The following is a 12,392-nucleotide window of genomic DNA, read 5'->3' on the forward strand; positions in this document are numbered from 1 at the left end:
TTGCCTGTCTCTATTGTAAGATTTTGTCGCTTCCCCTGTCGATGGAGGATTTTGCCACCAAAGCATAAAAAATTGACAGATTCCCAAAGGGGGGAATCTGTCAGCTTGTACGATTTTGACATTCTGTTTCAATTTTGACCCGCCGGCGGGGCGGCCCGCCGCTCCTGCTCGGGGGAGAGGCCCATGTGCTTTTTGTAGAGGCGGGAGAAGTAGCTGGGGTTTTCATACCCCACCTGCCGGGCCACCTCGGCCATCTTCAAGTCGGTGGTGCAGATGAGCTCCCTGGCCCGGGTGAGGCGGTAGGTGGTGAGATAGGTGCTGTAGCTGACCCCTGTCTTTTGCTTGAAGAGGCGGCAGAAGTACTCGGGCGAGAGGTGGACGCTGCCGGCGAGCTTGGTCAGGGAGAGGGCGCAGTCGCCGTAGTGGCGCTCGATATAGCGCACGGCGGTGTCGATGGCGGGGGCGTCCCGCTCCCCCTGCCGCTCCTCCACGGCGGCGAGCATCTCCTCCATCTGGGCGCGAAAGTCCCCCAGCGAGCGCACCGGTTTGCCCACCCGGCGGGCGTCGGGCTCGATCTCCCGCAGCTCCTGCAGGTAGCGGTCCTCCATCTGCGCCAGCAGCCGGTGGCTGTTTTTGCGCACCCAGTCCACCCGGGCCGGGCCCGCCTGGGCGCAGCGGGTGAGGAACTGGGACAGGTCGCTCCGGATGGCGGAGACGCCCCCGTAGGCGATCTCGGTGGAGAGCCGCTTGCGCAGGGCGTGCAGGGCGCCGCTCAACTGGGGCGGCTCCTGGGAATCGCCGAATCGGTAGAGGCCGGGGCGGCCGCTGAGAAAGGCCATGTCCAGGGCCAGAGCGGCCTCCCGCAGGGCGTCCTGCAGCCCCTCCGCCCCGGCGTGAGGGGCCGAGAGGCCGGCGGCGAAGGGGGGCTCCCACCCGGAAAACCCGGCCGCCGCCGCGGGGAGGAGGGCCTCCCAGCACTCCCCCCAGAGGACGGGGGTCAGGGGGGTGTCTGGCAGCTGCCGCTGCAGCGCCGCCCCCCTGTCTGTCCCCCGCACCGCCACCGCCCGGTAGCGGCCGGACCCGTCCGCCCCCAGGCGGCGTGCCAGGGCGGACCAGTCCACCCCCTCCGGCTCCTCGATGCGCTCGAGCGCCTCCCCAGCGGGCCGGGGGGCGGCGGTGAAGAAGCTCTTCTGGATGTCCGCCAGGGTCTGGGCCACCTTCTCGGCGGTGATCTCGCTCTTGAGCAGGTAGTCGTAGACCCCCAGCCCCACCGCCCGCTTGGCAAAGGTGAACTCGGCGTGGTTGGTGAGGATGACAAAGACGGTGCGGGGAAAGCGCTCCTTGGCCCGCTCGATGAGGCCGATGCCGTCGAGCCCGGGCATCTTGATGTCGGCAAAGACCACGTCCGGCGGGTCTCTCTCCATCTTCTCCAGCGCCTCCAGCCCGCCGGCGGCGGTCTCGACCTGGGCCTTCAGCCCGGGGACCTTCTGGGTGAGCACATAGTCAAACCAGTCGCGGATGGGCGCTTCGTCGTCGGCAATCAAAATCTTCACGCGGGTCCCTCCCCCTCTTCGATGTGGTAGAGCACGCTGGTCCCCAGCCCCTTTTGGGAGCGCACCTTCAAATAGCTGCCGCTGCCGTAGACCAGCTCCAGCCGGCTGTGGATGTTGGCGATGCCCACGCTGTCGTCCATCTTGATGGAGAAGCTCTTGATGCGCTGCAGCCGCTCCTTGTCGATGCCCTGGCCGTTGTCGGTGACGGTGATGCGCAGCACCCCCGCCCGGTAGCGGGCCCGCACCCGGATCTTGCAGGGCGGGCCGCCGGTCTGCAGGTTGTGGTAGACGGCGTTTTCGATGGTGGGCTGCAGGATGAAGGAGGGGATCTGCCGCGCCCCCGCCGCCGGGTCGATGTCGTAGGCGATGGAAAAGCTGTCCGGGTAGCGGTAGCGGAGGATCTCGGCGTAGTTTTGGATCTGCTCCACCTCCTCTGTCAGGGGGACCAGCTTGTCGGTCTTGTCGGTGATATAGCGCATCATCTTCACAAAGCGGATGAGCATCTCCTCGGCCTCGTCGTTTTTGCCCATGGCCACCATGAAGCGGACCGAGGAGAGGGTGTTGTAGATGAAGTGGGGGTTGATCTGGGCCTGCAAAAAGTCCAGCTCGGCCTTGCGCTTGAGCCGCTCCTTGTCCTCGATGGAGCGGATGAGGGACTGGGTGCGCTGGGCCATGTGGTCAAAGGAGAGGGCCAGCTGCCCCAATTCGTCCCCCCGGTCGGTCTGGACGCGAACGTCCAGCTCCCCCTGGGAGAAGCGGTCCATGGTCCCCTTGAGGGCCAGGATGGGGCTGGTCATCCAGCGGGTGAAGAGGAGGTCGGCCAGGGCGATGAGGAGGACGATGGCCCCCAGCAGCAAAAAGGCGTAAAAGCGCAGGGAGCGCACCGGCCCCACCAGCTGGGAGAGGGGGATCAGCTCCACAAAGGTGAAGCCCGTTCCCTCCACCGGCACGCGCACCACCATCACCTCGTCCCCGGCGGCGGTGCGGGCCACGCCGTACCCCTCCTCCTTGACGCTCTCCCCGGTCCAGCCCTGCAGCTCCCCCAGGCGCTGGCCGATGTCGGGCTTGTACCAGCTGGAGATCACCCGGTCCTCCCCGTCCAGGATATAGGCCTGGCGGTTCTGGTTGTGGGCCGAGCCCATGGCCTCGGCGTACTTGGCCTCGCTGATCTTGAAGAAGACCACCCCCACCGGCTCGCCGGTGATGTGGTCCTTGACCAGCCGCCCCTTGAAGAGGTAGTAGCGAAAGACCCCGCCGCCGCTCTCGTCTTTATAGGTGCCGCTGGTGCAGACGGCCCCGTCGGCGGCCACCATCTCCTGAAACCAGCTCTCCCCCCGCAGCGAGTCGAGCTGGTAGTGATCGGCCGCCAGGGTGTTGGCCGACAGCCCGTTGAAGCCCACCACATAGGCGTTGATGGCAAAGCTGTAGGTGCTGCCGATGTAGGAGACGGCCGAGTTGGGGTCGGCGGCCGCCGCCCCGCTGGACTGGTTGCTCCAGCGGTCCAGCAGCTTCAGCCGCACCTCTCTCTGGGTCTGCTGGTCCATCTGGTCGGCCGCCACCACCAGCTAGGCGATGAGGGCGCTGTGGTCGGCCAGCCCGGGCAGAAGCCGGTCGGGGGCCTGGCAGTAGCTGGCCACCGACTGGGCCAGCTGTTCGCTGGCGCTCTCCTGCATCTCAAAGAGGGTGGCCTCCAGGGCGTGCTGGGCGTTGCCGAAAAGGGCCCAGACCGCCAACATGGCAACCGAGGCGGGCAGGCAAAAAGCCAATAAAAAGACCTTGTACTTGATGCTCAGCCCCCGCCGTTTGCGTTCCCTTTCCACGCTCGACACCTCCCGACAAAAAACTACAATTGTATCATACTGTCCCGGCGGTGGGGTTGTCAATCGAGCGTTTTGACCAAAACGCATCCCCGTTTTATGGAGAAGGGAGGGGATCTGCCCCTCCCCCTGTGCCGGCGGCTGGGCAAAAAGAGAGGGCGCCGGAGCGGTCTACCCGCGCCCGGCGCCCTCACGGCCACCCGTTTTTCACGTCCCTGGGGCCCTCTAGATGATGATGCAGATGAGCCCCGAGCAGCCCTCGTTGATGACCCGCTCCACCGTCTCCTGGATCTTGGTGCGGGCGTCCATGGGCATCCGATAGAGCTTGTTGTGCAGCCCCTCGTTGACCAGGTCGTGCAGGCTCTTGCCGAAGATGTTGGACTCCCAGATCTTGCCCGGGCTCTCCTCGAACTCCTTGAGCAGGTACATCACCAGCTCCTCCGACTGCTTCTCGCTGCCGACGATGGGCGAGACCTCGGTGGTGATGTTGGCCTTCATCATGTGGATGGAGGGGGCCGACGCCTTGAGGCGGACCCCGTAGCGCCCACCCTGCTTGACGATCTCCGGCTCCTCCAGCGAGAGCTCGTCGATGGTGGGCATGACGATGCCGTAGCCGGTGGCCTCCACCTCGGCCATGGCGTCCTTGATCTTGTCGTACTCGGCCTTGGCCTTGGCCAGGGAGACGATGCAGGGCATCAAATCGGACTCGTCGTTTAGGTCCAGCCCGGTGTTCTCGGCGATGATCTTGTAGAACAGATCGCTCTCCAGGCCGATGTTCAGGCTGGCCGCGCCGGTGCCCAGGTCGATGGACTTGACGTTGACGTTGGAGATCTGGGGGCAGTCGTAGAGCTTTTGGGCCGTCTCGTCGATTTGGGAGATGCGGTCCACCTCGCCGAAGAGCTCGGTGATCTTGCCGAAGACCGCCGACTTGAGCCAGTGGTCCTTCTCCAGGGTATTGATCCAGCGGGGCATCTGGATGGAGATCTCCTTGACCGGGAACTCGTGCAGCAGCCCCTTGAGGACGCCGGTGATGTCGGCGGCCGACAGCTCCAGGCAGTTGAGGGGGAGCACCGGCACCTGGTGGCGCTCCTGCAGGTAGTCGCGCAGGTGGAGGGTGCGCTCGTCCCCCGGGTGGGCCGAGTTGAGGATGACCACAAAGGGTTTGCCCAGCTCCTTGAGCTCCTTGATGACCCGGGTCTCGGCCTCGGCGTAGTCCTCGCGGGGGATCTCGCAGATGGAGCCGTCGGTGGTCACCACCACCCCCACGGTGGCGTGCTCCTGAATGACCTTTTCGGTGCCGATCTCGGCGGCCTTCTCAAAGGGCATGGGGGTGTCCGACCAGGGGGAATCCACCAGCCGGGAGCCCTCGCCGTCGGTGTAGCCGATGCTCGACTGCACCACAAAGCCCACGCTGTCCACCATCCGCACCTTGAAGTGGGAGCCGCCGTCCAGCAGCACCTCCACCGGCTCCTCGGGGATGAACTTGGGCTCGGTGGTCATGATCATCTTGCCGGCCGCCGACTGGGGCAGTTCGTCCACCGCCCGCTGGCGGATGGCGTCGTCGCCGATGTTGGGGATGACCATGGTCTCCATCATCCGCTTGATGAAGGTGGATTTGCCGGTGCGCACCGGGCCCACCACCCCCACGTAGATGCAACCCCCTGTGCGGCGGGCGATGTCTTGATAGATGTCGTTCATTTTTTTACCCCCACTTTCCTATTCGGACACGATCGGGATGAGCAGCGTCCGCTTTTCGGGCACGGTGTCTCCCTCCAGGCTGTTTTCCTGCACGATTCCCTCCACCGAGGTGTTGTAGCGCTTGGCGATCTGCCAGACGTCCTCCCCCCTGTCGCAGTAGTAGATGGTGAGGGCGATGTTCTTGTCGGTCTCCTTGGGCGACTCCTCGTCCACCGACAGGTCCTCCACCACGTTGCCGGTGAAGGTGGAGGTGAGCACCGCCTCCCCCTCTAAATCAAAGCGGAGTTCGGCCCCGCCGTCCGGGGCGAGGGAGGCGCTGCTGCCGGCCAGCTTGACGGTCAGGTCGGCCGTCTGGTTCTGGCCGTCCCCGGGGGCGGGGATGCGGGTCTCGAAGTCCACGTTCTTTTCAGAAAAGTGGAGGGTCCCCTCCCCGTCGGCCCCAATGACGGTGGCCTTGACGTTGCCGGCGGCCACCAGCACCCCCTCCTCCATCTTCTGGGTGAGGAGGTTGACCTCCCCCCAGACGTCGTAGACGGTGGTCAGGGCCGGGCCGTCCAGCTTGACCTGGCGGGTGACGGTGAAGGCCTGCTTGGGGAGGATGGACACCGAACTGGCGGTGAAGGGCCGGGTCTTGTACTCGCTCTCAAAGGTGGTTGAGAAGAGGTCGCGGATGGTCTCGATCTCCTCTTGCCGGTAACAGACCACCGAGGCCTCGCAGACCATCTGGGTGGAGAGGACGGTGTTCTCCCCCTCGATGTTCTGTTTGAGCTCCGCCTTGCAGTCCAGGACCGCCGCCCGCACCGAGAAGGCCATGTCGGCGCTGCAGTTGTCGATGTCCACGATCTGGCTGACGGGGATGGTGTAGTCGGCGCTCTCCACCTGGTTGTTCTGCAGCAGGTAGCTGACGTGGTTGCGGCACTCGCCCTTGAGGATGACCTTGCCGGTGATCACCTTGTAGTCGTCGATGGAGAGGTAGCTGTCCACCCCCAACACCGCCTCCGGCGGGCTGGAGAGGGACAGGTCGGTCTCGTCCTCCAGGCTGAAGGCCTTCTGCCCCGAGGCGGCGGGGACGGTGGCGGAGAAGCGCTCCTTCTTCATCTGCACCCCCATGCCGCTGACGTCCGAGAGGACGGTCTGCTCGGCCTTCCCCACCGCCTTGACGCGGATGGAGACCGAGCTGCGCACCGAGATGGCGCGGGGGTTGGTGGCCCGGCAGTTGATGTACTCGCCCTTGACGGCAGTCTCCACCAGCGCGTCCTCCACCGCCACCTTGGCGTCGATCTGTTTGGTGAAGGGGATGGACTGCTCGAAGCTGTAGAGCTTGGCGCCGTCCTCCGAGGTGTAGAGCAGGTGGAAGTGGACGTAGCCGTCGAGGATGATCTTCTGGTCCGCCTTCTGCTTGGAGACGATGTGGGGGGTGCCCATGCACTTGACGATCCGGACAATTTCGGCCAGATAGTCGGGCAGGATGAACTCGCTCTCCACGGTCTGTTCAAATGTTTTATCCAATATCACTTGGCTGAGCTGGTAGGAACGGGTGGCCTTTTTGAGCTCCATAGCGAAAAACCTCCTAAAGTCAATGCTTTACTTCCATTCTATTGGGCGGCTTGGCCGGATATGCCAGCGCAGCCGGGGCGGGGCGGCTTTTTTTGCGGGGGGAAGGGGCCCCCTCGCCCTTTCACAGGGAGTGGAAGGCCTGCCCGACAGCCGGTGGCCCCTTCACAAACCAGCCCCCCTGTGCAAGCGGGAGCAGGCGGGCCATTTGACGGGTGGCGGCGCTCTTCGCAGTCCCTCCTCGCCCCCCCTGCCAAAAGGGCCCATCTGCCGGGCGGTGGCAGCGCCGTTGCCCCCTTTCCCAGCCCTGTGTGGAAAGGAGACGCAGCCTGCCCAGCAATGTCGATGGGGCTCCCCCCTTCCCCCCGCAGAAAGAGGAAAACCGTCCATCTGCCAGCAGGCAGCGGTGCCCTTCCCTTCTCTTGTCCGCTCTTCGCCCCTGTGCAGAGGGAAAAGGGGATCTGCCCGCCGGTACAAGGCGGCGATGCCTTTTCAGCCCTTTCCCCTCCCCCTGCGCAGGGAGGGGAAGACGGCCCAATCGACAACAGCGGCTGCTTTTATCTTCTTTTTCGACCCGTGTGGAGAAGAGAGAACGCCGTATCTCTCCGCGGGCAGCGCTTTCGCGCTCTTTGCCCGTGTAGAGGGAACGATTTTCCGTTGCAAAGAGCGCAATTCCCTCTTCGCCCTTTCCTCCACACAAAAAAGAGGAACCACCTACCCGTCAACAAGCGGCCCCCGTCGCAGCCCGATTCTATCCCCATGTGGCGAAACAGAAGGATTTTCAGCGGCGCAGAGGGCAATCCCCTTCCGACTGCCCCACGCATAAAAAGGGGGAAACAGTCCGCCAACGGGCAGCATCTTCCCTTATGACCAAGCCCCCATCCCCGCCCACGCGCAGAGGGGGCTAGGAGCCTATCCAGCGTGTGGCAGGGGGTCCACTGCCCCTTTTTTACCCCTGCACAGAAGAGGGGAGGGCCGTCCGTTTTCCCCTCCGACAGAGCACCTTCCGCCCCCCATTTAAAAAGCAGCCGTTTCCCCTCGCCCTGGGCAACAAAAAAGGGCCCCCTCTTTGCAGAGGGGGCCCGGGAGGATATGTGCTACTTGTTCAGCTCTTCCATCACCTGGTCGATGATCTCTTCAAACTTGCCGCCGTAGACGGGCATCGAGCCGGAGAACATCAGGTTGACCGGGTAGTTGAAGTTCTCCACGTCGTTGCCGTAGATGTCGCGGTTGTCCTTGTCCTCGCCGTAGTGGGCGATGCGCTGGCGCATCCAGGTGGCGTCGTGCATGTAGGCAAAGCACTTTTTGCCCAGCTGCCAGGCCATGCCGCACTCAAAGGCCACGTCGCTGTTGGGCTCAAAGCCGTGGTAGTCGCTCAGGTCGGCGATGATGATGTCGCAGTTGCGCACGTGCTGCTGCCAGCGGTCAAAGAGGTTGTAGGCCTTGGTGTAGGGGTCGTCGGACTCCACTTCGGCCACGCCGGGGGCGGCGTCGAGGGGGGTGATGGCCACCAGGCCCCGCTCCTCGCAGAGCTTCTTCATGGCGGCGTACTTCTCGGCGGCGTCGGGGTCGTACCGCTCGGGTCCGGCCAGGTAGACGACCGGCTTGTCGCCCTTTTCCAGGGTGACTTCGGCGCTGTGGTCCACAGCGGGGGTCTGGCGTTTGGCCTTATGCTTGCGCTCCTCGTCCAGGTCGGTGCGCAGGGCCTTCAGGCAGTCGGTGTACTTGCCCTCGACGATTTTGCAGGAGCCGACGATGCAGGGGGCAAAGGGGATGTCCATGTGGGGGAGGACCCGGCCGTCCAGGTCGTAGACCTTGCCGTCCTCCTTCAGGGCCGCTCTCTGGTACTTGTGCACCACCGGGCGCAGGTCCCGGGTGTAGGCGTAGCAGCGCAGGCCGCGGGCATAGGCCATGCCGATCTCGTAGATGGTGCCGCCGTCGGGCTCGGTGCCGCGGAAGGACTCCAAATCGGCGAGGATGGCGGTGGAGACGGCCATGCTGTCGGCGCAGTTTTGGAAGATAGAGCGGGCGTTGTCGCGGGGCTCGGTGTCCGACCAATCGAGCTTCTTGTCGTTGGGCAGGGCCACCTGGAAGCCGTAGAACTCGGACTCTTTGCGCATGGCCGCCAGGGAGTTGGAACCGCCGGTGTAGAAGCACTCGGGGCCGGCAATGTAGAGGCTCTCGTCGGGGTATTGGCTGTACTGATGCATACTTTTTTCCTCCTTAAAAAGAGCGGCGGAACCAAATTCCACCGCAATGGGCAAGGGGTGTCTGGGACATTTTTCACCTGTTTTCAGAGTAAAGCAAAGGGCGGGGCTTGTCAATACAAAAGCCCTCGTCGCAGCGCACAAAAAACCGGGCGAAATTTTTACGGCAAGCGGTTGCAGGGTGGTGCGCACTCCCCGCCCTCTCTGGAGTTGTCTCCCAAATTGCGAAAAGACAGTCCCCTGCGCGGCCGGCCTGCACCGCCCCTCTTGAACGGGCGGCCCCTCGCCGCAGCGCTTAAAGCAGGTGTCTTACCTTACCTTGCCCTGCCTTGCCCCGCATCCCCCCTCCCCCGCGGTTTCGCGGCCGGCAAAACCCGCACAGAGTGTGGCGCCATAGGCCTGGCCGCACCCCTTCCCGTGGCGATTTTGATTTGCGCATCCATGTAGGCGACAAGGACAGTACAGGCATGGGGCTCGATGACATCGCTGCAATTTCTCTCCCCACTCGGGGGAGGACGGGATGGCCTTCACACCGATTTTGTTGTTTTGCAAATTTCGATTTGCGCACCCGCGCAGGAGACGGCCTTCCCGCTGCCCGGCGCGCTTTCCATTTTCGGCATTTCAATCCACACACCTGCTTGGGGGATCCCTTCTGATGTCAGGACCTGGCCGTGGCTGCAACCATTTCGGTTCATGTCCCCCGTGTGGGAGCGAGGCCAGGCCAACACTTCGGAGGCTCCCCGCCGGGCGGATTTCAGTCCACTCGCTCTGCGTGAGGGGCGATATACTCCAGAAATGCGGAATCGCTCCTGCATTTCAAACTGTGCTCCCGCGTGGGGACGACTCCAGAGCAGACTCGACAAAACGGCGAAAAGCAGACTTTCACCCACGCATCCATGCGGGGGCGGCCCAGGGGGGCTTTCGCGTCCGCCAATCCTCGCGGCATTTCAATCCACGTCCCCGCGCAGGGTGCGACGGTGCCGCGAGTTCTTTGACCTCGCCGCGGCAGTCATTCAAATCCCAGTGCCCGCACGGGGTGCGACCGTTGACCACCAAACCACCTTCTCTTTATCAATTTATTGCAATCCACGCGCCCGCGCTGGGTGCGATCTGACGCGGTTTGACGCGGTTTGTCCACCAGAAGGAGGGCGCCTGCATTTCAATCCGCACACGGTTACACCCCATCCGTCCCCTCTCCCCCACCTGCGTCCCGGCGCGCAAAGAGGGCCCGGGGCAGGTTGCCCCGGGCCCTCTTGAAACGGTCGGTCCCGCTTATTTCACCATCTTGGCGACTTCGGCAGCCAGATCGTCCTCTCTCTTCTCGATGCCCTCGCCCTTTTCAAAGCGGGCGAACTTGACGATGGAGATGTTGCCGCCCAGCTCTTTTGCCACCTGAGCGGTGTACTTGGCGACGGTCAGGTCCTGGTCCTTGACAAAGGGCTGCTCCAGCAGGCAGACCTCTTTGTAGTACTTGTTGATGCGGCCGTTGACCATCTTGTCGACGATGGCCTCGGGTTTGCCCTCGTTGAGAGCCTGCACCCGGAGGATCTCCTTCTCCTTCTCGATCTCGTCGGAGGGGACCTCGTCCTTGGAGACATAGGTGGGGTTGGCCGCGGCGATCTGCATGGCCACGTCCTTGCCGTAGGCGGCAAAGCCCTCTTTGCCGGCCACGTCGGTGTCGAAGAGCACCATGACGCCGTGGGTGCCGCCGCCGTGGATGTAGGTGACGACCTCGCCCTCAAAGCGGGCGAAGCGGCGGACGATCAGGTTCTCGCCGATGGTGAGGATCTTGTCGCGCAGCAGGGCCTCGACGGTGTCCTCGCTGCCGGCGGCTTTGCAGGCCAGCAGGGCGGCCACGTCGGCGGGGGCCTCCTTGATGACGGTCTTGGCGCAGGTGTCCACGAAGTCCTTGAAGTCGGCGTTCTTGGCCACGAAGTCGGTCTCGCTGTTGACCTCGACCAGGGCGCCCACCTTGGCGGCCTCGTCGACATAGGCGTAGACCAGCCCGTCGGCGGCGACCCGGCTGGATTTCTTGGCGGCGGCGGCCAGGCCCTTTTCGCGCAGCAGCTCGACGGCCTTCTCCATGTCGCCGTCGGCCTCGGTGAGGGCCTTCTTGCAGTCCATCATGCCGCATCCGGTCTTCTCGCGCAGCTCTTTTACATCTTTTGCAGTAAATGCCATTGTACTTCCTCCTATATGCGAATTATCAAATATGCTCGTTTGTGGGGCGAATATATCGCACAAATGCCCGTGCAACCTGCGCGGGCATTTTTCGGCGTATGGGGGCTGACTACTCAGCGGCTTCCTCGGCCTCGGCGGCCTCTTCCATCTGCTCGCCCTGACGGCCTTCCAGGTAGGCGTTGGCCATGGCGCCGGAAATCAGTTTCACCGCGCGGATGGCGTCGTCGTTGCCGGGGATGATGTAGTCGATGTCGTCGGGGTCGCAGTTGGTGTCGACGATGGCAACGATGGGGATGTGCAGCTTCTTGGCCTCGGCCACGGCGATCTTCTCCTTGCGGGGATCGACGATGAACAGGGCGCCGGGCAGCCGGTCCATGGTCTTGACGCCGCCCAGGAACTTCTCCAGCTTCTCGATTTCGAGGTTGAGCTTGGTGACCTCTTTCTTGGGCAGCAGGTCAAAGGTGCCGTCCTCTTTCATCTTGTTGAGCTGGTACAGCCGGTCGATGCGCTTGCGGATGGTGCGGAAGTTGGTCAGCATGCCGCCCAGCCAACGGGCGTTGACGTAGTGGCAGCCCGCACGGGTGGCCTCGTCCTTCACAGACTCCTGGGCCTGCTTCTTGGTGCCGACAAACAGGACGGACTTGCCCTCTTCGGCGACGCTGCGGACAAAGTTGTAGGCGTCGTCGAGCTTTTTGACGGTCTTCTGCAGGTCGATGATGTAGATGCCGTTTCTCTCGGTGAAGATGTAGGGAGCCATTTTGGGGTTCCATCTTCTGGTCTGGTGGCCGAAGTGAACACCGGCCTCCAAAAGCTGTTTCATAGATACTACTGCCATGATTTCTTTCCTCCTAGGTTTTGTTTCCTCCGCCGGGTTTATGGCGCGGTCTCACGGGGTCGTTCCCCGCAACCTTCCGCACAGGCCCAGCGTGTGTTTTACCGAAGTATTATAGCATACCCTCCGGCAGGTGACAAGCCCATCTAGCCAAAAAATTTGTCCAGCAGGGCCCCTTTTTTCTTGCGGATCTCGGGCTTTTCCAGGTAGTCCACCAGCACGGTGTCCTTGCCGATGGTCTGGATCTCCTCCCACTTGATCACGATGTCGGGCTCTCGGCCCAACAGCCCGAAGAACTTCAGTTTGCCGAAGAGGACGATGGCGGTGATCCGGGCGCTCTCGCCGTCAAACTCCAGATCGCACACCTCGCCCAGTTTGACCCCATCTTTAATGTTGACCACGTCCTTGTCTCGCAGATCGTAAAAACTGCTCACCATCGCCGGTCTCCTCCTCCCCCGCGCAAACCGTCTCGGTGCGCGGTCTCTCCCCACAGTGTATGCCCCCCCGCGCCCGCTCTATTCGACAAAGCCCGTCCCCTTCCTGCAAAAAA

Annotated in this window: 9 protein-coding genes; all 9 read right to left on the minus strand. The window is 63.3% G+C overall.

Annotation, left to right across the window (positions count from 1 at the left end):
* Positions 1–128: 128 nt before the first annotated feature.
* The 9 genes from ACTNAU_RS04420 to ACTNAU_RS04460 all read right to left on the minus strand — a co-directional run bounded on the left by ACTNAU_RS04420 (position 129) and on the right by ACTNAU_RS04460 (position 12,279).
* Complete coding sequence (locus ACTNAU_RS04420) at positions 129–1,553, minus strand: helix-turn-helix domain-containing protein (RefSeq protein ID WP_441097696.1); 1,425 nt, start codon at positions 1,551–1,553, stop codon at positions 129–131.
* A complete protein-coding gene (locus ACTNAU_RS04425) occupies positions 1,550–3,097 on the minus strand; it encodes a cache domain-containing sensor histidine kinase (RefSeq protein ID WP_441097697.1) in 1,548 nt (515 codons plus the stop codon). Before ACTNAU_RS04425 ends, ACTNAU_RS04420 begins: the two co-directional genes overlap by 4 nt.
* Before the next feature lie 21 nt (positions 3,098–3,118).
* A complete protein-coding gene (locus tag ACTNAU_RS04430; protein WP_441097698.1) occupies positions 3,119–3,373 on the minus strand; it encodes a hypothetical protein in 255 nt (84 codons plus the stop codon).
* A 222-nt stretch (positions 3,374–3,595) separates the two neighbouring features.
* The gene (gene spoIVA / locus ACTNAU_RS04435; RefSeq protein WP_021659300.1) at positions 3,596–5,068 is read right to left on the minus strand and encodes a stage IV sporulation protein A; all 1,473 of its coding nucleotides are present in this window, start codon (positions 5,066–5,068) and stop codon (positions 3,596–3,598) included.
* A gap of 18 nt (positions 5,069–5,086) precedes the next feature.
* On the minus strand, positions 5,087–6,625 hold the full coding sequence (locus tag ACTNAU_RS04440; protein ID WP_185916160.1) for a DUF3794 and LysM peptidoglycan-binding domain-containing protein: 1,539 nt from the start codon (positions 6,623–6,625) through the stop codon (positions 5,087–5,089).
* Between the two features lie 1,094 nt (positions 6,626–7,719).
* Entirely contained in the window at positions 7,720–8,832 is a 1,113-nt protein-coding gene (locus tag ACTNAU_RS04445) for a nucleoside 2-deoxyribosyltransferase (protein WP_216401635.1), read from the minus strand.
* A 1,269-nt stretch (positions 8,833–10,101) separates the two neighbouring features.
* The gene (tsf, locus tag ACTNAU_RS04450) at positions 10,102–11,010 is read right to left on the minus strand and encodes a translation elongation factor Ts (protein WP_185916158.1); all 909 of its coding nucleotides are present in this window, start codon (positions 11,008–11,010) and stop codon (positions 10,102–10,104) included.
* Positions 11,011–11,119: 109 nt separating this feature from the next.
* A complete protein-coding gene (gene rpsB / locus ACTNAU_RS04455) occupies positions 11,120–11,845 on the minus strand; it encodes a 30S ribosomal protein S2 (RefSeq protein WP_044992446.1) in 726 nt (241 codons plus the stop codon).
* A 143-nt stretch (positions 11,846–11,988) separates the two neighbouring features.
* Positions 11,989–12,279 carry a YlmC/YmxH family sporulation protein gene (locus ACTNAU_RS04460; protein WP_441097699.1) on the minus strand — a complete coding sequence of 97 codons (291 nt, stop codon included), beginning with the start codon at positions 12,277–12,279 and terminating at the stop codon, positions 11,989–11,991.
* Positions 12,280–12,392: the final 113 nt, after the last annotated feature.

It is taken from the genome of Bittarella sp. HCP28S3_D9 (assembly GCF_052065655.1).
Taxonomy (GTDB): Bacteria; Bacillota; Clostridia; order Oscillospirales; family Ruminococcaceae; genus Bittarella; species Bittarella massiliensis.

What these genes read in the sequence shown, in the direction of transcription:
- rpsB (WP_044992446.1), bottom strand. Translation starts at nt 11,845, where the DNA reads ATGGCAGTAGTATCTATGAAACAGCTTTTGGAGGCCGGTGTTCACTTC.
- ACTNAU_RS04440 (WP_185916160.1), bottom strand. Translation starts at nt 6,625, where the DNA reads ATGGAGCTCAAAAAGGCCACCCGTTCCTACCAGCTCAGCCAAGTGATA.
- tsf (WP_185916158.1), bottom strand. Translation starts at nt 11,010, where the DNA reads ATGGCATTTACTGCAAAAGATGTAAAAGAGCTGCGCGAGAAGACCGGA.
- ACTNAU_RS04445 (WP_216401635.1), bottom strand. Translation starts at nt 8,832, where the DNA reads ATGCATCAGTACAGCCAATACCCCGACGAGAGCCTCTACATTGCCGGC.
- ACTNAU_RS04460 (WP_441097699.1), bottom strand. Translation starts at nt 12,279, where the DNA reads ATGGTGAGCAGTTTTTACGATCTGCGAGACAAGGACGTGGTCAACATT.
- ACTNAU_RS04425 (WP_441097697.1), bottom strand. Translation starts at nt 3,097, where the DNA reads ATGGACCAGCAGACCCAGAGAGAGGTGCGGCTGAAGCTGCTGGACCGC.
- spoIVA (WP_021659300.1), bottom strand. Translation starts at nt 5,068, where the DNA reads ATGAACGACATCTATCAAGACATCGCCCGCCGCACAGGGGGTTGCATC.